Origin of the sequence: Vibrio sp. YIC-376 (genome assembly GCF_052353105.1) — a bacterium.
Taxonomy (GTDB): Bacteria; Pseudomonadota; Gammaproteobacteria; order Enterobacterales; family Vibrionaceae; genus Vibrio.
The window spans coordinates 184,793-205,441 of the sequence record NZ_JBBWFK010000002.1; the positions used below are offsets into that span (position 1 = coordinate 184,793).

The following is a 20,649-nucleotide window of genomic DNA, read 5'->3' on the forward strand; positions in this document are numbered from 1 at the left end:
TGAAAAAAGTGGTTAAAAGCCATAATGATGAATTAGTATGATATACATAGCCTGTCGCTATGGGTGTTTATTCAAAGAAATAGTAATAAAAGGAAAGAAGCAAATGCTCAACCCGAAAGACCGCCTGCTGCGTAATCTCGACTGGAACTTACTGTATACGTTTTTAACCATCGTTAATGAAGGCGGTATCAGTGCTGCTGCGCGTAAATTGTCTCTCAGCCAGCCCAGCGTAAGTAATGCATTGAAGCGACTCGAAGAACACGTAGATAAGAGGCTCATACTACGTAAAAAAGGGGTGTTTTCTCTTACTCTGCACGGAATGCGAGTCTATGAATATGCCTCTTCAGTGAGCCGCATTATCGGCAATATGGCAGACCAATTCGTCGACCAGGCAGATAATATTCAGGGCGAACTGACGATTGAGATTGCCAGTCACCTGCAATGTCCTGCGTTCGATGCAACACTGGCAAACTATCATGCCCTGTATCCAAACGTCATTTTTAACGTGAATACCCATCCAAGCGCTGACATCGTTAGCCACGTTGCGGACGGTTTATTACGTATAGGATTGAGTAACAAGAAAATTGCCAAAACTGGAATTCGCTGTGACTTTCTCGGCTACGAGCAAATGGGTTTTTATTGCGGGCGAATGCACCCCTGTTTCGGACGCGAGGACCTGACGCTCGAAGAAATCAAAGGCCTGTCATACATTTCATTTGAAAGTGATCAGCCCGGAGAAGGATTGGATGCGATTGCTCACTTTCGTGAACAACAGCAGTTTTGGGGTAAGTTGGTCGCCGTTTCGTCCAATGTTGAGGAAGTTCGCCGCATGATCATGGCAGGTATTGGCTTCGGCGCACTTACCGTCGAAAGTGCCAAACCGTACGTTGCACAAGGTCTACTTTGGCCCCTCCCACCTTACGAATCATTACCCGTGACTGAGATGTATCTCGTCACACCAGAAACCGTCGCACTGAGCGATATTGAAGTGCAGTTTGTTAAATTACTCAAACAACAAACTCAGGAACTGGTGCGCGATACGCTCAATGCGATTCAGAGTGCTCATCACCAGCCCAATGGGGAATAAGCGGCGCTTGCATTGCGGATTTCGTTGAGGCTCACTTACGCCAAACTGCCGCGCATATTGAATCAATCCTAAATGCTTGGTTGCTGGTTGTGTAAACAGAACGGGCTAGAACTCAATTTTAATTTCATGGCGAACAAACGTAGGAATGGATAATTTCTCATCCAGATCTCTGAATTGCGCCTTTGGATTAGATTCTATTATTTCATTAAGCTCATCATAACTGATGCCTACGACTCTCGATGCGGTCATCAACCCTTTGATAAAGAGCTTTTTATCCCGCTTTTGTTGATGTTCTCGCTCTGGGATCAAACAATAATCCTGATACTCTTGTTTCAGTAAAGTCAGTAACTCTATTTTTTGCGCTTCCATAATTCCTTCCGTTGTTTCGAAATTAGTCTTATTGTCGAACTGCTATACGTGATTACCAGAATTCGTTCAAACTATAGCGATGTTACCCGCAGGTTTTGAGCGCTTTTTAGCACAGTCCAGCTAACTGGAGTGTCATCTCTTTTGCGGATATTTCTCGGCACCCTTGCGTATTTTGACCACACCACAAAGGCGAGAAGTCATCCATTCCAAGACTCTCAGCTTGCTTACGTAGTTCCGTCATTTCGATAGAAGCAAATGGAAACTCTGGCACGGACGAACTCATATAACCCAGTTCCCTCATCGCTCGATTTACGATACCTCGTGCTGGTTTACCAGAAAAAATATTGGTTAATGCGGTATGTTGCGATTTCTCTTGTTTTAGCGCCTGCCTATGAAGCGCCGATGTTTGAGCTTCTTTGCACAATAAATAAGCAGTCCCTATTTGTGCTGCCGTCGCACCTAACTGCAAACAAGATTGTACTGAGCGACTGTCCGCGATGCCACCTGCAGCAATTACGGGAACATTGACTCGATTTACAATTTGAGGCAGAAGTGCAACCAAACCCATTTGCGTCGAGATATCTTTGGATAAGAACATCCCTCGGTGACCACCAGCCTCTATTCCTTGCGCAATTATGCCATCCACTCCGCGAGATTCTAACCAAAGCGCTTCTTCCACAGTCGTCGCAGATGACACAACCTTTGCACCCCAACCTTTAACTCGCTGCAGTAATTCATTGTCTGGTAATCCAAAATGAAAGCTAATAAATTGCGGAGAAAATGGTTCAATCGCATCAGCTATTTCATGGCTGAATGGCACTCTTTTAGCACTACCTGATAAACAATCCATGTCTAAACCGAGTTCATCAAAAAACGGCTTCAGCTCATTTTGCCAAATGCTCTGGCGCTGTTCATCGAAAGGGTGAGCCTCATGACAGAAGAAGTTAAGGTTAAATGGCTTACTGGTAGCTGTTTTGATCAACTCAATTTCACTGACAATTTGTTCAATGCTCAACATGCCGCAAGGTAAAGATCCTAGCCCACCAGCTTCACTCACAGCAATCGCCAGATTGCTTCCTTGGACACCAGCCATCGGCGACTGAATGATGCAATGTTCTGTGCCTAATAAATCCTTGTAGCTTCTGTTCATTGTTTTCCTAACTTATTCATTGTAAAGAAAATGCTCATACAATACCTTGTAAATAAAAGTCCATTTATAAGGCACTAAGAATCTTTCTTGAATGTATCACTAAACCACTTATTCAAAGGGGTGTTCGGCGGATTTAAAGCATCAAAATAGCCTACTGTTTCATTATTTATCACTTCATTAGTTGCCGTCATAAATCGCATTGTCGACTCTATTGCAATGTTTAATGCTTTATCTTCATCCTCTGGTTCTATCAGTCGTGCCCTAAGTAAAGCCTCATCATAGATATCTTTCAAAGCTATTAAGTTTTGCTCCGCTAAATAATAACCAGACCAAGAGCGTTTAAAAGAAAATAGTGAGGACATTGAAGCAATAAAGAGAAGCAATGTAGATATACTCTTTCCAAACTCTGGTGTACTAGCACCACTATATGTTACGAGCAAAGCAAACATAGACACGAAACCGGAAATGTAAAAATATCTACGATGCTTGGGATGACGAATCGCATACCAATGTAAGTGATATTTAAAACTTCCTTTTGTTTCGACATTTTGGAAAAGCACAAGATCATTTAAAGATTGCAGATAGTCGTTCAAAGTCATTTACCTTCTCCCTATCTATAAGCTCAACCTCACCACCACGACAATATCTTTCCCAAACATAGCCGCGCCAACCAGCATGTCTTGCAACCTATTGTATAGACATAAAATCAACGGACCGCCACGACGTTCAATAGTTGAGAGATCAAAAGGTGTTAAGTCATTTAATCCGGGCTTATCAGTCATGATTTACACAGAGACAGGCGTTATTTCCTGAGAAATGGGTATTTTCCTCTTGATACGAGACTCTATGAAATCATGTAGCGGCTCTGGTTTGACGAAGTAGTATCCTTGGAAGTTGGTTATCCCCCTAGCGCTTAAAAAGTCTACTTGAACCTTTTCTTCTACCCCTTCCGCCACCGACTCAATGCCCAATCGATGTACTAAATCAATAAGGTTCTCAATAACCGGAAGCTCGGTTTCTTTTTTAAGGATCAAATCAGTGAACTGTTTATCTATCTTTAGATAATCAAATTGAAGCATCCGTAGGTATGACAACGTGGAATGCTCGGTACCAAAGTCATCGGCGGCTATTTTTATTCCCATCGATTTCAATGAATCTATCGCTTCTAAGGTTAGGAGATCTAAGGGTATTTTTTGACGCTCAGTTAATTCAACGACCAACACTAAATTCTCACCAAATTCATTTAAGAACAGTTGGCAGTCTTCAAAAAAGTCTCGCCTTGTGATTTGTGCTGCACAAGCATTAATTCCGACGTGAAAACCATTATCAAGCCATTGACGGCAATCATGAAGCTCACGTCTTACCTTATCCATCAGCACATGGGTAATTTCTGAAATTTGTCCGCTGCGTTCTGCAGATTCAATAAAGTAGGCTGGTGATATGAGCCCTAACTTTGGGTGCAACCAACGAGCTAAAATCTCTATACCGAGGATATCTCCATATTGGTTTACGATAGGTTGTGCGTAAGGGACAAACTGTCGCTTTATAATCCCTTCCTTAATAGCCATCGTTTTCCAATCAAAACGCAAAGATGCATAATAAGTGACGCCAGCGACAGCATTAGAGACAAAAGTAAAGATCAAATAGACCGACAGCCATCTGTCCAAAATATATGCCCAATAATCGCTTGGCGTTATGTCGTAATATATGTCTAGAAACTGGTTAGACAGTTTGCTCTCTTCCTTGAGTTCAACTAAAGAACTGTCCGTCATAAGCATTGGAGGGGCATCAGCGCTAAAAAGGTAATCATCAATCACCGCAAGAAGACGATAATGGTCATGATTTAGATCGGTATACAGAAAATTGCTAAAGTGTTCCGGCAAGATCCCGTACAGCATCTGTACTCCTTTCTCATGGACATTAACAATCACATCACCACTGTGAATAGACGGTTTTAATAACGGGCTTTGAGGAAAATAAGACAGTCGATTGTGTGTCCAGGTGTCCGTAATATCAAGCCCGACTCGTTTGTCCTTAGTTATGGTACTGCAGTCTACATGACCATTTCTAGCCCTACTGATGGAGCGAATGTAAGGATTAATCAGTACCAATTCTTGCCCATGCTCTATCAAGTGTTGACAATCATCCCGCCACAACAAGACGTTAGATTCGTTAATGCTTTGGACGCTATTAAGCAAAGATAAAACGCGCAAAGAGATCATCTCACTATCATATCTAGCATTGCTATCTAAGGAACTTATCGCTGCACTGCTAATTACAGAGTAACCCACTAAATGCACCGCTATCATTACTATCGTTATAATGACTAAAGTGACTTGTCGGTTACTTAATTTAGTGCCGATAAAGCGTATCAACATTAACATTCACCATTTCAATTACTTACTACTTATAATCGTAGTTCATATGCTTTTTTATTGAAGCACTAAAGAATAATAAACTGAATCCAGGAGGTTTTTTAGTTCAGAACCGTGACATGTATCAGGGAGCCTAAATCAAGTTACTGAGCAAATAAATCATAGGGCCTTTAACATTTGGATACAGTCGATTTCTTATCTCAAATACACAGTATGCTAAGTACTGCGAGAGACCTTAATTTCACCATCAATATGCACGTCACGCTGAGGAAATGCGATTTCGATACCGTGCTGCGCAAACACCTCATAAATTTCAAAACGTATCGCACTTGAAACCACTCTGATCCCTCCTTCTACCGTTGAGTGTATCCAAAAATATGATTCGAAGATCAATGCGTTATCACCGAAATCTTGAAAGAACACATCTGGCGCGGGATTATCCAGTACTTGTTCTTGTCTTGAGGTAGCTTCTTTCATCAAAGAGGCGACCAGTTTGACGTCACTACCATACGCGACACCTACGACAACGGTTCCTCTCACCAATCTGTCGCATAATGTCCAGTTAATCACTGCATTTTCAATAAGTTGACTGTTCGGTATTAACATGTGCACGCCATCAGTACGTCGGATACGTGTGGAACGGGTGTTAATCTGTTCTACCGTCCCTTTAGCACCTTCTACTTCTAAAAAGTCACCGATTCTAATTGGCTTCTCACCAATCAAGATCCAACCACTAATAAAGTTGTTAATGATGTTCTGCGCCCCAAAACCGAAACCAATGGCGATAGCGCCAGATAAGAAAGCAAATGCGGTAATAGGCACATTAATCATCGAAAGCGTAGTTAAAAAGATAATCCCAAGAGCCATGACAAAGAGTATTCGTTTTACCAGATGAATCACATTGGGGTCTTTGCCGGCAGACGACATTCTGGATGTTACCGTTGTGATTAATATTTTTGCCACCCACAGGCTTACCACTATCCAAGTAGGTACCATCAATATCGCCCACAAAGTGATGGGTTGCTCGTTAAAGGTAAATAATGTTGTTTCCAAAACTGAAATTACTTTTTCGAACATAACAACTCACTTTTATTTCATTGATTCAGGTGAATACATAATGCGTTAACTAAATTGTAATCCACATAGTGATGAGTGAATGTTTTAAACGCCTCCTCTTACATTGCATTAGAACGATTGAGTTCAGAGAAGATATCTGAGTCTTCTCCTCGAGGTGCTTATTTCTTTTAAATATTGTTAAGGCTATTAATAGTCGACTACTGTTAGTGATGTAAAACTTATTTCGGACGTTATTTTGTAGAGCTCGGTGATACGACCTACAGAACTAAAAGTGAAAGAGAAGTTCTTGGGCGTCAGCCGATAAAGGAACACATCATGAGTGAGAACGAGAAAAACAAGCCGCAAGGGATTTATAAATATTACGAAAAAAACCCTGAGTCTGCGGATGAGAAAGTCTTTGGCCGAGTCAGTTTCCCTGACAGGCGAGGCTTTTTAAAAGGTGCAGGATTGGCCACCATGGCTGCGGTACTAGGAGGAGCAATTCCCTTCCACCGAAATATGCCTGCCGGGATTATTCCAGCCGCTTTTGCGGAAGGTCTTGATGACGTAGTGATTGAAGGTAAAGATGGCCTTACCGTGCTTAACGACAGGCCAATGAACGCCGAAACACCACCACATCTTCTTAATGATGATATCACCCCTACCCGCCACCATTTCATACGTAATAACGGGCTACCCCCAACAGAGGTAGATCCTGAGACTTGGTCGCTAACCATTGACGGCTTAGTGGATAAACCCATGACGCTTACGATTGCCGATTTGAAGAAAAACTTCGAAGTGATTGAACAACAACTGGTTGTGGAATGTGGCGGTAATGGCCGTGCTTTCTTCGATCCTAAAGCGTCTGGTAATCAATGGACCTACGGCGCGGTTGCTTGCTCTAGCTGGACAGGAGTCCGACTGGCAGATGTGCTAAAAGCTGCCGGAGTAAAAGACGGTGCTGTTTATACTGCGCATTACGGTGCCGATAAACATCTGTCCGGTCAAGAGGGTAAGAGCCCGATTTCCCGTGGTGTACCGATTGCCAAAGCCATGGGAGCAGAAAACCTTATCGCTTTCGCGCAAAATGGCGAGCCCTTGCACCCGATGAATGGTGCCCCTTTACGATTAGTCGTTCCCGGCTGGCCTGGGTCCTGTTCGCAAAAGTGGCTGACACGTATTCAAATCCGAGATCAGGTACATGACGGCGCTAAAATGACGGGAACATCGTATAAAGTTCCGAATCGACCTGTCGCTCCAGGTGAAGAGGTTCCGGATGAAGATTTCGTGATTATAGAAAGAATGCCAGTGAAATCGCTGATTACTTCTCCGCAGACTAACTCGCAAGTGGATGGAAATGAAGTCGCAGTTCGGGGACATGCCTGGTCTGGCGATCGTAATATCACCAAAGTACAGGTCTCAATTGATTTTGGCGCAACATGGATGGATGCCGAGCTTGCCAAACCTGCCAATGAAGGCGCATGGCAAACCTTTAATGCCAAAGTGAAGTTTCCTCAACCGGGTTACTACGAAGTTTGGGCAAAAGCGACTGACGATCAAAATGTTAGCCAACCTTTTGCCATCGCTTGGAACCCAAAAGGATACCTCAACAACACCTTCCATCGTATTGCTTTGGTTGTTAAAGGGTAGATGCCGTGAATCGTAATAAAATAAGAGGGCGGGTCTTCCCGCTCTCAGTAACACTAGTCAGTCTTTTTAGTGGGCTTGCAGCAGCAAACGAAGAATTAATTGCTGCTGGTGAACAACAAGCGATGGTGTGTAAAGCTTGTCACCAATTCGAACCTAATGGTGTTACGGTTGTTGGTCCACCATTATGGGGATTAGCAGAACGTGATATTGCGAGCTTTGAGGGCTTCAATTACAGCGAAGGCCTCAAACAGCATCGAGGAAAATGGGATGCTGAAAAGCTTGATACTTTTCTATCTTCACCCACAGATTTTGCCACAGGAACTAATATGGTGTTCCCAGGGGTAAAAGATCCGGGTGCCCGCGCCGCAATCATCGCATGGCTTGCAACAAATAACCCTACTCCACCTAACTGGGTTACCTCTTCCTCTGGCATGGAGATCAAGTCTCCAGGTGATGGGATATTAACGCCAGGGGAGAACATGGAACTTGTGGCAGCCATATGCTCCGCCTGTCACTCTTTACATATGGTATCTCAGCAGGGCTTAAGCCGATCGCGATGGGATAAAATGCTTGACTGGATGATTGAGGAGCAAGGGATGGAAGAGCTAGCTGGCGACGACCGGGAAGCTGTTCTTGATTATTTATCAATGTACTACGGAGAATAACAATAATAATTAGTACAATATTAACGTGGTACAACATATCCTCAATTATTTCAAATTTCTATTATCAATCGATTCTCTATTAGACCTTTAAAATAGAGTTAAAACTCTATTGTTGATTGCAATACTCCTGTAAGAATGTAACTATCTAAATTTAATAGTTAATTATTTAATGACATTTATAAACTTATAATTAAATTTTAAATACTGGATCAAACCATATGAAATCACGCACTTATGATTATATTTGAATTTATTTTAATTAGTTAAGGTTGAAATATATTTTCTTTAAATTCAATCACTAAAATACATGATACTTAATTATCTTCGTTCAGATATGATTGTACAGGCCCTCACCAAACAACATTTCTTGCAACAAACAACATGATATACACAACAAAGATATAAATATCCTACTAATAAGCAAAATGTTCCTGTGCAATATATTTTATTTCTACTAGTATCTTATTCAATGGTTTTTATATTCAGGACTAATTTAAAGACCATCCTAGCCATAACTTTAATTTAAACGTGGCTAGTCATTTTATTGTCATATACCCATTTCGTTATTGATTGTATTAAGAATCTGGGGAACTTATTGTTTCAATAATCAGGAGTTAGACATGCGTTTTAAAAATCTATTGTTATTAACAGCTATTGCAGGTGTCATTGGTTCAACTTCGGCACTGGCAGGTCCATCTGCAAAATTCGCGGCAGCGTGGGACGTAAAATCACCAAAGTACGTATCCGTTGCGGTAATTGAAAATGCTACGACAGATACACCAGTAGTACTGGATAGAAGTAAAGGCTACCTACTTACTACTATGAAAGTTCCGCAAGACAAAGAACTGCTGGTCGGTGTTTCTGCCGAAATTGGCATCGTGACTGACACTTCGGTTAAAGGGAAAGACGGAGGTTCAGCAAGAGCCATTGCCGGTGGCGTTGCTAAAGTTCTAGTGACCGCGACACCTGTAGGTGGTGGAGAGTCAGTGATTGCCGCTCCGGGAACAATAACTCTTTCTAAAAGAATTCAAGAGCTGAGTGCCACACTTGGTGGGGACGACGTCTGTACAGACACTACCGGCGGTACCGACTTAAATGACTTGAACCCAGGCGATGAAGGCTATACCGATACGCCAGATGGTACAATAGATGTGTTACTAGAATGTACAGTGACAGATGAAGAGATCGGCTTGATGCAAAAGACCCTCGCGTCGCAGCATTTCAACTTTGTTTTACCTAATATGGACGCTGGTGAGTACGAGATTAGAGCCCACTTTGTAACCAAAGCAACAGCGGAAGTTGATATAGATGAAATTTCAGTACAGGAAGGTGGAACCGTTTCAGGCAGTGCTTATGCAAAAGCCTTCGTAGGTAAAAATATGATAACAGTGCAGCAAGTGCGTGCGGCCCAATCCTTGTCTGACTTCGATATAGTTGAATAAAAATTTAACATGACAAAATAAGCCATCGTAATCCTCTTATTTTCCCAGTAGTAAAGATATGAACGATGGCTTTTCTTGTCTAGCCACCCAGCTAAGTCTCAAGTCTCTAAAATGATTACCGCTATTTTTTCTGCCACACCATCCAATGCTCTTTGCCTTTAAACACGTCAACGCTATCTGTGACAGGTGACGATTCGATCAAATTGAAAGATGGTTCTAACCATTCTGCTAACTCTCCACTACGCAAACAAAATGGAGGAAAGCGCGAACTGTACTCATCATCTACGACAAAATAACCAATCAACAAACCACCACGAGTTAATAGCCTGTCAATCATTGCAAAGTAGTCTTCCCACTTCTCTCTCGGTAAGGCGGCTAAAAAAGCACGTTCATAAATCACATCGAACGGCTGGGGTAATTCAGCACTAAACACATTCCCTAGCATGACTCTATCTGCATCTTTACCAAGCTTCGACTTTGCAAGGATTACCGCTTCTGCACTGTAATCCATTGCGACAACATCATGTCCATGTTCAAGAAAGTTCGATACCTCATGCGCTGCGCCGCATCCAGGAATAAACACTGATTGTACTTCACCAAAAGTGCGATTTAGATAATGTTTCAGCTCTTCAGGCGCTTGATTACAGTCCCAAGGCATGGTGCCTTTGACAAAAAGATCATCCCAAAACTGAACGTCTATATTTGGTGAATCTGTTGTCTTCATTGCATTTCCTCTAAAGCTTTGCCTTTTGATCTAAAAAAGGGATACACGACTTATCTCGGTATCCCTTATTACCTAGCTTTTATAGTTTAGTTTTATATTTAACGTTGCTAATTACGTAAATCATTAATCAAAGGTTGATCTGCGCTGTTTGTGACAAACGAAACATTACCTTTGAGCTTAGTGACAGACTGCAACGTCGCTTGAATCTCTTCAGCGGAGGCATGATTCCCTTGAGAAAGACTGTCTTGACAGCAAAACGTAATGGTATCGTTGAAACCATGACGCTCGATCTTCAGTGAACCTTTGATTTCATGGCGTCGACACACTTCCTGTATCTGATGTGGGTAGACAAACAAACCTTTAACTTTGACTGCAGAATCCGCACGCCCCAGCCAGCCTTTTATTCGCGAATTAGTACGCCTATTAGTACGTGGTGAGTCTGACTCTATTTCGAGGTAAGCAGATAAATCACCAGTCGCGTAACGAATCAGCGGGAACTTCTCATCAAGCGACGTCACCACCACTTCACCGACTTCACCAAGTTGGACTGCAATGCCATTTGGATCAACGATTTCGACAATGATATCTTCCGCAATCACTAAGCCTTGCTCACCGGGTACTTGGTAAGCTATCAGACCAAGTTCTGCGCTCGCATACGCTTGAGACACTGCAATACCTTTGTCTAAAAACGCCTTTTGCATGTCTGCGGTGACGGCTTCTCCAGAAACCAGAGCTTTCGTAATACTAGGCGGCTTACCGTATTGCTCTTCGTACTTCGCCAACAAAGTCAGCAGGTAAGATGGTGTCCCTGTGTAGCCCGTAGGTTGAAGCTGTTTGATCGCTTCTATCTGCGCTTCGGTATTCCCTACCCCAGCCGGAAATACCGCACAACCACAGGCTCTTGCACCGCCATCCATAATAAATCCACCCGGGGAGAAGTGATACGAGAGCGTATTGTGGACTAAATCGCCAGCTCGAAATCCTGCTGCATGGAATGCTCGCCCCATTCGCCAGAAGTCAGATTCATCCGTTTGCGCCTCATAAAGAGGCCCCGGTGATTGAAACACACGCGCCATTTGGCCGATAACTACGCTGTTTAAGCCACCAAACGGCGGATTTATTTTCTGCTGATTTGGGACGTTAAACTTACGTGTAATCGGAAACTGAGTGAGCCCTTCACGATTGCTTGCCACTGAAGAATCAATATCCGAAAAAATTTTAGCGTAATGCTCAGTGTGCGCTTTCGCGTTTTCAATCAGTGTTGGCAAACGCTGAAACAGGGCCTCTTCTCTGTCTGACGGAGACAGGGACTCTTTTGCATCGAATAATTCGTTCATCACTGCTCCTTACAACCAACGCTTACGACGTTTGTAAGACTTTAAGTTCTTAAAGCTCTTACGCTCTTCATCACCGCCACCAAGGTAGAACTCTTTCACGTCTTCGTTGTTGAGTAACTCATGCTTAGTACCATCGAGTACAATCTTGCCTGATTCCATGATGTAGCCATAATCGGCGGCATGAAGTGCAAAGTTCGCATTTTGTTCAACTAAAAGCATGGTGATACCCTGATCTTTATTGATCTTCTCAATGATGCTGAACACCTCTTTCACCAGCAGTGGCGACAGCCCCATTGAAGGCTCATCAAGCAAGATCATTTTCGGGCGAGCCATAAGTGCCCGGCCAATCGCTAACATCTGCTGCTCACCACCCGACAAATAGCCGGCAAGACCTGTGCGCTCTTTAAGTCGAGGGAAATAGTCAAACACCATCTCGATGTCTTTCTCGACCTCGTTGTCGTTGCGGGTAAACGCACCTAAACGAAGGTTCTCGATAACCGTCATATCTTCGACAATCCGACGTCCTTCCATAACCTGGAATATCCCTGAGCGGACAATTTCTTCCGGGCTCTTGTTGTCGATTCGCTCACCCATGAAGTTAATTTCACCACGGGTCACTTCGCCATCTTCGGTTTTCAACAAACCAGAAATCGCTTTTAGTGTGGTCGATTTACCTGCACCGTTCGCACCTAATAGCGTTACGATTTGGCCTTTTGGTACTTCAAGGCTCACGCCACGCAGTACCAGGATTACTTCGTCGTAGACCACTTCGATATTGTTAACCGAAAGCAGGATTTCTGCTGGTTCGATATTCGTTGCTAATTCACTCATCAAGCCACTCCTTGTGCAGGTGAGAGTTTCCTCTCACCTGTTCTCGTTTGAAATTAGTAACCTAGCCAATCATCACGACGTGACAATGTAACCTGAGACACTTTCTTGATGTCTACTGCACCACCCTGGTTGTTACCCATAAACACGTTTACGGTTGTTGTGCCACGGTGATCTTCTGGCTGCCAGTTAGCAGGAATACATACACCCTCCAGACCTTTTGGTACCCAATTTTTGTGTACGTACATGCCTTTCTTGATGTTTTCACCGGTAATACCGCCGTTTTCCTTCGCCCACTCCATCGCTTCTTTCATGTAGAACGCAGAGCATACGCCGCGGATGTAGTGGTGAGTTCGGAACTCGCCCGGTTCCGTTTCTGACAGTTTGGAAATTTCCTGAACCAGTTTCATGCCTTCAGTATCGTCGCCCCAGAATGCAGTCATGCCTGGGAAAACGTAGTCTTTCAGGCCGTCACCAGCAGCTTCAATTACCGGCTTGTCGCCACCCCAGATGTTTGCCATGTACTGGAATTCAGTGCCAACCGTATTACATGATTTCACTAGCGAGATGACAGAGCCACCGAGGTTCGCGATATAACCATAGTTCGTACCGGATTCTTTAAGTGACAGACATTGCGCTTTGAAATCACCCGGCTTGAGTGAAACGACCACTGGGTTTTGTACTTCAAATCCCAGCTCTTTGGCGTACTCTGCACACGCTTCTTTCGGAGCATTTGGGAACGGATGGTTGTCACCAATGTGAGTAAATTTAGGTGCAGTTGTATTACCCTTCGATTCCCAATCTTCCTTCGCCCACTTCACCAATGCACGACAAGCATCTGAGTAAGAAGCACCATAGAAGAAGTTATAAGGCGCAGGTTTGGCCGTTTTCGGGTTTTTCCCCATCGGGTCAGTTAAATGGCCTGAGTAAGAGGCTGAGAAAACAGGCACTTTGTCTTTGGTTACGAAAGAGATCAAAGCTTCAGTATCCGCCGTGCCCCAACCTTGCATTGCCACCATATGCTTACGCGCAACCCAACGTTTGTAGTTAGAAATCGCAACAGGTACTTTGTATGCCATATCAACCGTTTCAAACTCCAGCTCGGTGCCGTTGATACCACCGTTTTGGTTAATCCACTGCAGTGCGTCTCGAACGCCAGAGCCGTAAGGCTTACTCACATAGGCAGTTGGACCAGAGAAATCCACCAGATGTCCGACAAACACAGAATCTTTTGCCCAAGATGCGGTAGTAAACAGCGCTGAAGATAGCACCAACGTTGTCGCTAAATGTCCTTTGTTCATAACTCGTTGTCCTTGTTATTGATGTGTATTCCACTTAAGTACACGACGTACCGATTAGTATGAGAACGGATAATGTTTCCAATATGCTCGAATCTGTTGCCAGCGATGCGACAACCCTTGAGGTTCGAAAATCAGGAACAGCATGATGACCAGACCAATTGCCATTTCTTTGAAGTAAGCAAGACCATCAGTGAACGCGGTGGTATCACCAAACACTGACAAACCCGTCACTCCAAACTCTAAAACTTCAGGCAGCAATACGATGAATATCGTACCCATCAATGTGCCTTTCACCGAACCCAGACCACCGATGATGATCATCGCGAGGAACTGGATAGACATCATGATGGTGAAGCCCTCTGCTGAAACAAACCCTAAGTAATGCCCGTATAGTGCGCCACCGATGCCCGCGTAGAACGCACACACACCGAAAGAGAGCAGACGATACTTAGTCAGGTTAATACCCATGATTTCAGCCGACAGATAATGGTCTCGTACTGAGACAAACGCACGGCCATCACGCGAACGTATTAGGTTTGATGCCCAAAGATACATAAAGATCAGAGCAAAAAGAGCAATGTAGAAGAAACTTTCATCGGTTGAAAACTCGAACCCAAACAGATTAATCGGGCTTGCACTAGCACCGTATGAGCCACCACTGAACCACTCAGCGCGAGCAAAGAAATCTTCTAGAATGAACTGCGCCGCCAAGGTTGCGATGGCAAGGTACAACCCTTTAATTCGTGCGGCTGGCAGACCAAAAATCATCCCAACAATCATGGTCAGGTAACCTGCTAACGGAATAGCGAGCACCACGGGAATGTTGAATTGGTTATTCAGCCAGGCCGATGCAAATGCACCAAAGCCAAAGAACGCACCGTGACCTAACGAGATTTGCCCGGTAAAGCCGACCAGAATGTTCAAGCCAAGTGCTGCGATACCAAGATACGCAATCTGAATAAACAAGTTGAGGAAATAAATATCCAGTACCAACGGAGCAGCCAGCATGGCAATCACACCCGCTATCGCAAGGCTTCTTATGGTTTTGGTTTCAAAAATCGGCGTATCACTTTTGTATGTGGTTCGAAAATCCCCACATGGGCGCATGCTAAGTTGAGCCATGTTATTTCTCCTTAAATACGCTCAATATCTTTGGTACCAAACAGGCCGTATGGCTTGAAGGCAAGAATGATTAACAGCACATAGAAAGGTGCGATGTTGTAAAGGTTACCCACTTGCAGGTATTGGCTATCAAAGAACTCAGCCAGATTCTCTAGCACCCCGATGGTGATACCACCAACAATCGCGCCAACAACCGAATCCAAACCACCCAAAATAACCGCTGGGAAAACTTTAATACCGATGATGGATAACGCGTCAGATACGCCATTTACGATCCCGATAACAATCCCTGCTGTCGCGGATACCATCGCTGAAATGGCCCAACTAATAGCGAACACTTTCTTGATGGAAATGCCAAGACTCTGGGCTACTTGCTGGTTGAATGCCGTAGCTCGCATCGCCAAACCCATTTTGCTGAATTTGAAAAACCAGTAGAACGCACCCATGATCATGACAGAGAAAATCAAGCTAAGGATGTAAGCAAACTCAACGTTTAGCCCGCCAATGTTCACGACGTTGGTCTCAAACACTTGTGGGTAAGACACCGCTGATACGCCAAACATCCATTTCATCAGTGCCTGGAAGAACATCGACAAACCGATGGTTACCATGATCACCGATATAATCGGCTCTCCAATAAGCGGTCTCAAAACTATGGTTTGCACGGCAATGCCGAACACCATCATAAAGGCGAGTGTGAGTAAGAAACCGACGAAGAACGGCAGTTGCAGATGAACCAGTGCTGCCCAGCACACCCAAGCGCCGATCAGTAGAAACTCACCCTGAGCGAAGTTCACCACCTGAGTCGATTTGTAAATCAATACAAAGCACATGGCTACCACGCCATACAACATGCCAACGATCACGCCATTAATGACGAGTTGCAGTAATAAATCCGTATTCATTATGCGATCCTCCGTTGTTCGCTATCCACCAGTGAGAGCTCATGTTTGATAAGCGTTTCAATCACCAGCGACGTTTGAATGCGCGTCTTGGTTCCATCCTGATAAGTGATCACCGTATCGACGTCTACCTTCGGTGCCGCACTGTAGATGGTTTCGATGATGTCACCGTATTTCTCCGCCACCACACCACGACGAACTTTACGCGTGCGGGTTAGCTCGCCGTCATCAGCATCCAGCTCTTTATAAAGCAGAATGAACTTGCTGATTTTCTGTGCATCCGGAAGCGATTCATTCACTTTCAGTACTTCTTCGCGAATCGCTTTGTACACTTCAGGCTGTGCAGAAAGGTTGGTGTAGTTGGTGAACGCAATACCCTTTTGCTCCGCCCACTTGGCGACAATCGCATAACGGATACATATAATGGCAGATAGCCAAGGTCGGCCTTTGCCCACCACAACCGCTTCCGCAATAAATGGTGAGAACTTAAGTTTGTTTTCAATAAACTGCGGAGAATAACGGTCGCCGTGGCTGGTTTCCGACATATCTTTCAGACGGTCAATCACCACTAAGTGACCAGAGTCTTTAAAGTAGCCCGCATCGCCAGTGTGCATCCAACCATCCAGGACATCTTCATCGTAAGCCGCTTGGTTATTGAGATAACCGGTAAACATACCAGTGCTTTTGGCAATAATTTCACCCACACCATTGCTGTCTGGGTTGATGACTTTCACTTCCGCATTATCAAACGCGACCCCTACTGAGTCGTAGTCGACATCGCCCGCTTTATGTACGGTGTAAGCACCACACATTTCGGTTTGACCATAAAGCTGTTTAAGTGGCACACCGATCGCTTGCAAATAACGGAAGGTATCTGGCCCCATCGCCGCACCACCGGTAGCCGCAGAAGTCAGGTTTGAGAAACCTAAACGGTCACGAAGTGCACGCAGTAGAATCCAGTCAGCTAACTTAGAACGTTTGCCCTGATCTAACGCGTTGTTCGCCAACTTCATGCCTAGCTTGTACATCTTTTGCTTGAACGGCGTGGAATCCATCATTCGCGCAGAGACATCTGCCACAATGTTTTCCCATACTCTAGGTGCAAGTAAAACGAAGTTCGGACCAATCTCGCGCAAGTCAGACATCATGGTTTCTTGCTCTTCAACAAAATTGACAATTTGACGCGAAATCAACGCCTGACCAACCACATACACCTGCTCCATGATCCAAGGAAGAGGCAGTACCGAAACGTAGTTGTCTTCTGGCGAACGTGGGTCAGCACGTAAATATGCCGCACAGTGATCCAAGAAAGAGCCACTATGTAGCTGAGCCAGTTTCGGTTTTGAAGTCGTACCCGAAGTGGTACAAAGAATCGAAAGATCGCTGCCTTTGGTTGCCGCAACCATGTTCGGGTACTTGTTTGGATCGGCTTTGTCTATAAGCTGACCTTTTTTGTACACTTGCTCGACGTCAATCAGTCGCGGATCATCGTACTTACGCATCCCACGGGGGTCACAGTAAATGATGTATTCAACGCTTGGGATCTCATCACCGAGTTCAAGCAATTTGTCACATTGCTCTTCGTCTTCCGCAATTACCACTTTCGCTTTGGCGTAGTTGATTAAGTACGCCACTTCTTCGTGCATGGAATCCTGATAGATACCAAGTGAGTAACCTTTGATCGCATGGGCAGCTAATTCACCCCATACCCATTCAGGTCGGTTATCACCTAACAGGCCAACAACGTCTTGCTCACCTATGCCTAAATCTTGCAGTGCTAATGCCATCCACTTGACTCGGTTCTCATAATCCTGCCAAGTGAACTCTCGCCAAATACCGAACTCCTTCTCACGCATTGCGACTTGCTTTGGCCAGTGCTTTGCATTGTGCTGCAACACTTTTGGAAAGGTATCTAAGCTGGTTATATCTGCCCAATCATTATGTTGCTGTGCCATTATGCACTCTCCTCTAATGTCGGTAGCTCTTCACCTAAGTAAGCTTGTTTCACGTGTGGGTTAGCCATTATTTCTTCTGGCACTCCCGTGGCAATATGTTTACCAAAGTCCAAAACTAACACGCGGTTGGATATGTCCATGACCACGCCCATATCGTGTTCGATCATAATGATGGTGATGTCCAGTTCTTCATTTAGATCCATGATGTAACGTGCCATGTCTTCCTTTTCTTCAAGGTTCATACCGGCCATTGGTTCATCAAGCAGCAGTAACTTAGGCTTCAACGCAATAGCGCGGGCAAGTTCAACACGCTTACGTAATCCGTAAGAAAGTGTTCCTGCAGTGGCTTTGCGGATGTGTTGGATTTCCAAAAAGTCGATGACGTCTTCCACATACTTGCGGTGCGCCATCTCTTCTTTTTGAGCGTTAGAGAACCAGTAAAGCGGGCCTGTCACAAAGTTGTTTTTCAGCAGGTGATGACGACCAACCATGATGTTGTCGAGTACTGACATATGCGAAAAGAGTGCTAAGTTCTGGAAGGTTCTACCCAGACCTAATTCAGCTCGTTGACTAGGTGTACGTTTGGTGACGTCGTTGCCAGCAAACACCACAGATCCTTTATTCGGGGTGTATCGCCCGGAGATGCAGTTGAGCATCGAGGTTTTGCCAGCACCATTTGGTCCAATGATTGAAAAGATTTCCTTTTCGTTCACATGGAAGCTCACATCGGTTAAAGCTTTAACCCCACCAAAGGCCAATGAAATATCGTTTACCTGCAAAAGAGGTGTTTCCGATACCATAGTTGATCTCCCTTTTATTTTGAGTACGTTCCGTAGCGCACTATTTCGATATCAAACCTTACTTTGATACTGGCAACTGCTTATACACCTATGCATCAACTTTAATTCAGTTTACGTAAACGTCAATGTAAGGTCAGAATAGTGCTTCAAAGTTAAAGTTGCAATCCAGTTCATCGATAAAGATTTGAACCAACGCAAACTTTAAGTAAATAAATTGTTAACAAAAATTATTCTCAGACGGCTACATATTTGGGTAGTTAGGACCACCACCACCCTCTGGAGGTGTCCAGGTGACATTTTGACTTGGGTCCTTGATGTCGCAGGTTTTACAGTGAATACAGTTCGCTGCATTAATCTGTAATTGGGCTTGATCTTCACCCTGCACAACCTCATACACCCCGGCTGGACAGTAGCGCTGTGCGGGTTCTGCGTAGAGTGCTAAGTTCTGCTCTATTGGAATTCGCTGACTCGTAAGGTGCAAGTGACAAGGCTGATCTTCTTCATGAAAAATATTGGACAGATAAACAGAAGAAAGACGGTCAAAACTCAGCACACCATCTGGCTTTGGATAGGCAATCTCATGGCTCTTTTCTGCCAAAAGTAACGACTGATGGTCAGGGCTCTCACAACGCACATTCCATTTTGCTTTGCCTTTTAACACATTGTGTTCCAGCATGGCTAAACCGCCACCCAACCAGGAACCAAAGCGGTGAATACCACTCGAAAAGTTGCGCGCTTGATAAAGCTCTTCATACAGCCACGACTGTTCGAAATGCTTTTGGTAATCAGCCGTAACTGATTGATTCGAAATCGCTTCAAATACCGCCTCGGCAGCAAGCATCCCCGATTTCATTGCGGTGTGAGTGCCCTTAATTTTGGCACTGTTGAGTGTTCCTGCATCACAGCCAATCAGTAATCCACCCGCAAATTGTTGAGTCGGAAGAGAATGAAATCCGCCCTTGGAAATGGCTCTCGCACCATAACTGATACGTTTACCATTTTTTAAATATTGCTCAATCAATGGGTGATGTTTAAAACGTTGGAATTCATCAAACGGACTGAGATGAGGGTTTTCGTAATTGAGGTCGACAATCACGCCAACAGCAACTTGATTACCCTCCAGGTGGTAGAGGTAACTTCCGCCTGTCGCTTCGCCCGCGAGTGGCCAACCTAAACCATGGATGACTAAGCCTTGCTGATGTTGCTCTTGTGGAATTTCCCATAGCTCTTTAAAGCCAATAGCATAATGTTGAGGCGTTTTGTCTACAGCGAGATTAAATCTATTCATCAACTGCTTACCGATATGACCACGAGAACCTTCGGAAAACAGCGTAAACTTAGCACGCAGTTCGATACCGGGCTCGAAATTGGCTTTTTGCTCACCGTTTTTATCTAAACCCATGTCTCCGGTGAGCACACCACAAACTCGGTTTTGCGCATCAAAGATTGCCTGACTGGCGCTAAAGCCTGGATAGATTTCTACTCCTAAGCTTTCCGCTTGGGACGCCATCCAACGACACAAATTACCTAGACTTATGATGTAGTTACCATCGTTATGTAACGTATTGGGTACTGCCCATGCAGGCAGTTCATAACCATTGAGTTCGTTACTTAAATAGTAGGTTTTATCTTGGTTTACTTTGGTATTAAGCGGCGCACCTTTTGCTTCCCAATCCGGAAACAGCTCATCCAAACTGCGCGTTTCAAACACTGCTCCAGAGAGAATATGTGCTCCGACTTCTGAACCTTTCTCTACAACACAAACTGAGATTTCTTGGTCTTTTTCCATTGCCAACTGTTTAATTCGGCAGGCAGCAGACAAGCCCGCAGGTCCCGCGCCAACAATCAGAACATCAAACTCCATGCACTCTCTTTCCATGGTTGTA

The 20,649-nt window shown here is 44.4% G+C and carries 18 protein-coding genes; 4 read left to right on the top strand and 14 right to left on the bottom strand.

The window, feature by feature from the left end; all coding sequences use genetic code 11:
- Positions 1–103 precede the first annotated feature (103 nt).
- Positions 104–1,087 carry a LysR family transcriptional regulator gene (locus WJM94_RS05075; RefSeq protein WP_444493147.1) on the top strand — a complete coding sequence of 328 codons (984 nt, stop codon included), beginning with the start codon at positions 104–106 and terminating at the stop codon, positions 1,085–1,087.
- 105 nt (positions 1,088–1,192) lie between these two features.
- Here WJM94_RS05075 and WJM94_RS05080 read toward each other — a convergent pair whose 3' ends face one another.
- The 5 genes from WJM94_RS05080 to WJM94_RS05100 all read right to left on the bottom strand — a co-directional run bounded on the left by WJM94_RS05080 (position 1,193) and on the right by WJM94_RS05100 (position 6,058).
- Positions 1,193–1,456: a hypothetical protein gene (locus WJM94_RS05080; protein ID WP_444493148.1), complete on the bottom strand. Its 264-nt coding sequence runs from the start codon at positions 1,454–1,456 to the stop codon at positions 1,193–1,195.
- Positions 1,457–1,562: 106 nt separating this feature from the next.
- Entirely contained in the window at positions 1,563–2,606 is a 1,044-nt protein-coding gene (locus tag WJM94_RS05085) for an NAD(P)H-dependent flavin oxidoreductase (protein ID WP_444493149.1), read from the bottom strand.
- 74 nt (positions 2,607–2,680) lie between these two features.
- The gene (locus WJM94_RS05090; protein ID WP_444493150.1) at positions 2,681–3,205 is read right to left on the bottom strand and encodes a hypothetical protein; all 525 of its coding nucleotides are present in this window, start codon (positions 3,203–3,205) and stop codon (positions 2,681–2,683) included.
- Positions 3,206–3,391: 186 nt separating this feature from the next.
- Positions 3,392–4,984, bottom strand: coding sequence for an EAL domain-containing protein (locus WJM94_RS05095; protein ID WP_444493151.1), 1,593 nt, complete (start codon positions 4,982–4,984; stop codon positions 3,392–3,394).
- 213 nt (positions 4,985–5,197) lie between these two features.
- On the bottom strand, positions 5,198–6,058 hold the full coding sequence (locus WJM94_RS05100) for a mechanosensitive ion channel family protein (protein WP_444493152.1): 861 nt from the start codon (positions 6,056–6,058) through the stop codon (positions 5,198–5,200).
- 315 nt (positions 6,059–6,373) lie between these two features.
- On the opposite strand from WJM94_RS05100, the gene WJM94_RS05105 reads away from it, so the two are divergent.
- The 3 genes from WJM94_RS05105 to WJM94_RS05115 all read left to right on the top strand — a co-directional run bounded on the left by WJM94_RS05105 (position 6,374) and on the right by WJM94_RS05115 (position 9,794).
- Complete coding sequence (locus WJM94_RS05105; protein ID WP_444493153.1) at positions 6,374–7,687, top strand: molybdopterin-dependent oxidoreductase; 1,314 nt, start codon at positions 6,374–6,376, stop codon at positions 7,685–7,687.
- Positions 7,688–7,692: 5 nt separating this feature from the next.
- Positions 7,693–8,352: a c-type cytochrome gene (locus tag WJM94_RS05110; RefSeq protein ID WP_444493154.1), complete on the top strand. Its 660-nt coding sequence runs from the start codon at positions 7,693–7,695 to the stop codon at positions 8,350–8,352.
- 620 nt (positions 8,353–8,972) lie between these two features.
- Entirely contained in the window at positions 8,973–9,794 is an 822-nt protein-coding gene (locus WJM94_RS05115) for a hypothetical protein (RefSeq protein WP_444493155.1), read from the top strand.
- A 121-nt stretch (positions 9,795–9,915) separates the two neighbouring features.
- Here the strand turns inward: WJM94_RS05115 and WJM94_RS05120 are convergent, their stop codons facing one another.
- From WJM94_RS05120 to WJM94_RS05160, 9 genes are all read right to left on the bottom strand, one after another.
- Positions 9,916–10,518, bottom strand: coding sequence for a methyltransferase domain-containing protein (locus tag WJM94_RS05120; RefSeq protein ID WP_444493156.1), 603 nt, complete (start codon positions 10,516–10,518; stop codon positions 9,916–9,918).
- A gap of 107 nt (positions 10,519–10,625) precedes the next feature.
- Positions 10,626–11,855: a phenylacetate--CoA ligase family protein gene (locus tag WJM94_RS05125; protein ID WP_444493157.1), complete on the bottom strand. Its 1,230-nt coding sequence runs from the start codon at positions 11,853–11,855 to the stop codon at positions 10,626–10,628.
- Positions 11,856–11,864: 9 nt separating this feature from the next.
- A complete protein-coding gene (locus WJM94_RS05130) occupies positions 11,865–12,686 on the bottom strand; it encodes an ABC transporter ATP-binding protein (RefSeq protein WP_176292865.1) in 822 nt (273 codons plus the stop codon).
- A gap of 53 nt (positions 12,687–12,739) precedes the next feature.
- A complete protein-coding gene (locus WJM94_RS05135) occupies positions 12,740–13,984 on the bottom strand; it encodes an ABC transporter substrate-binding protein (protein WP_444493158.1) in 1,245 nt (414 codons plus the stop codon).
- Between the two features lie 54 nt (positions 13,985–14,038).
- The gene (locus tag WJM94_RS05140; protein WP_444493159.1) at positions 14,039–15,106 is read right to left on the bottom strand and encodes a branched-chain amino acid ABC transporter permease; all 1,068 of its coding nucleotides are present in this window, start codon (positions 15,104–15,106) and stop codon (positions 14,039–14,041) included.
- Between the two features lie 11 nt (positions 15,107–15,117).
- Positions 15,118–16,011, bottom strand: coding sequence for a branched-chain amino acid ABC transporter permease (locus WJM94_RS05145; protein WP_444493160.1), 894 nt, complete (start codon positions 16,009–16,011; stop codon positions 15,118–15,120).
- The gene (locus WJM94_RS05150; RefSeq protein ID WP_444493161.1) at positions 16,011–17,963 is read right to left on the bottom strand and encodes a long-chain fatty acid--CoA ligase; all 1,953 of its coding nucleotides are present in this window, start codon (positions 17,961–17,963) and stop codon (positions 16,011–16,013) included. Before WJM94_RS05150 ends, WJM94_RS05145 begins: the two co-directional genes overlap by 1 nt.
- The gene (locus WJM94_RS05155; protein WP_444493162.1) at positions 17,963–18,763 is read right to left on the bottom strand and encodes an ABC transporter ATP-binding protein; all 801 of its coding nucleotides are present in this window, start codon (positions 18,761–18,763) and stop codon (positions 17,963–17,965) included. Before WJM94_RS05155 ends, WJM94_RS05150 begins: the two co-directional genes overlap by 1 nt.
- 241 nt (positions 18,764–19,004) lie before the next feature.
- A complete protein-coding gene (locus WJM94_RS05160; RefSeq protein WP_444493163.1) occupies positions 19,005–20,642 on the bottom strand; it encodes an electron transfer flavoprotein-ubiquinone oxidoreductase in 1,638 nt (545 codons plus the stop codon).
- Between the last annotated feature and the right edge of the window lie 7 nt (positions 20,643–20,649).

Bases quoted from the DNA above. Each gene is read 5' to 3' on its own strand.
- WJM94_RS05075 (WP_444493147.1), top strand. From the start codon at position 104: ATGCTCAACCCGAAAGACCGCCTGCTGCGTAATCTCGACTGGAACTTA.
- WJM94_RS05080 (WP_444493148.1), bottom strand. From the start codon at position 1,456: ATGGAAGCGCAAAAAATAGAGTTACTGACTTTACTGAAACAAGAGTAT.
- WJM94_RS05085 (WP_444493149.1), bottom strand. From the start codon at position 2,606: ATGAACAGAAGCTACAAGGATTTATTAGGCACAGAACATTGCATCATT.
- WJM94_RS05090 (WP_444493150.1), bottom strand. From the start codon at position 3,205: ATGACTTTGAACGACTATCTGCAATCTTTAAATGATCTTGTGCTTTTC.
- WJM94_RS05095 (WP_444493151.1), bottom strand. From the start codon at position 4,984: ATGTTGATACGCTTTATCGGCACTAAATTAAGTAACCGACAAGTCACT.
- WJM94_RS05100 (WP_444493152.1), bottom strand. From the start codon at position 6,058: ATGTTCGAAAAAGTAATTTCAGTTTTGGAAACAACATTATTTACCTTT.
- WJM94_RS05105 (WP_444493153.1), top strand. From the start codon at position 6,374: ATGAGTGAGAACGAGAAAAACAAGCCGCAAGGGATTTATAAATATTAC.
- WJM94_RS05115 (WP_444493155.1), top strand. From the start codon at position 8,973: ATGCGTTTTAAAAATCTATTGTTATTAACAGCTATTGCAGGTGTCATT.
- WJM94_RS05120 (WP_444493156.1), bottom strand. From the start codon at position 10,518: ATGAAGACAACAGATTCACCAAATATAGACGTTCAGTTTTGGGATGAT.
- WJM94_RS05125 (WP_444493157.1), bottom strand. From the start codon at position 11,855: ATGAACGAATTATTCGATGCAAAAGAGTCCCTGTCTCCGTCAGACAGA.
- WJM94_RS05130 (WP_176292865.1), bottom strand. From the start codon at position 12,686: ATGAGTGAATTAGCAACGAATATCGAACCAGCAGAAATCCTGCTTTCG.
- WJM94_RS05135 (WP_444493158.1), bottom strand. From the start codon at position 13,984: ATGAACAAAGGACATTTAGCGACAACGTTGGTGCTATCTTCAGCGCTG.
- WJM94_RS05140 (WP_444493159.1), bottom strand. From the start codon at position 15,106: ATGGCTCAACTTAGCATGCGCCCATGTGGGGATTTTCGAACCACATAC.
- WJM94_RS05145 (WP_444493160.1), bottom strand. From the start codon at position 16,011: ATGAATACGGATTTATTACTGCAACTCGTCATTAATGGCGTGATCGTT.
- WJM94_RS05150 (WP_444493161.1), bottom strand. From the start codon at position 17,963: ATGGCACAGCAACATAATGATTGGGCAGATATAACCAGCTTAGATACC.
- WJM94_RS05155 (WP_444493162.1), bottom strand. From the start codon at position 18,763: ATGGTATCGGAAACACCTCTTTTGCAGGTAAACGATATTTCATTGGCC.
- WJM94_RS05160 (WP_444493163.1), bottom strand. From the start codon at position 20,642: ATGGAAAGAGAGTGCATGGAGTTTGATGTTCTGATTGTTGGCGCGGGA.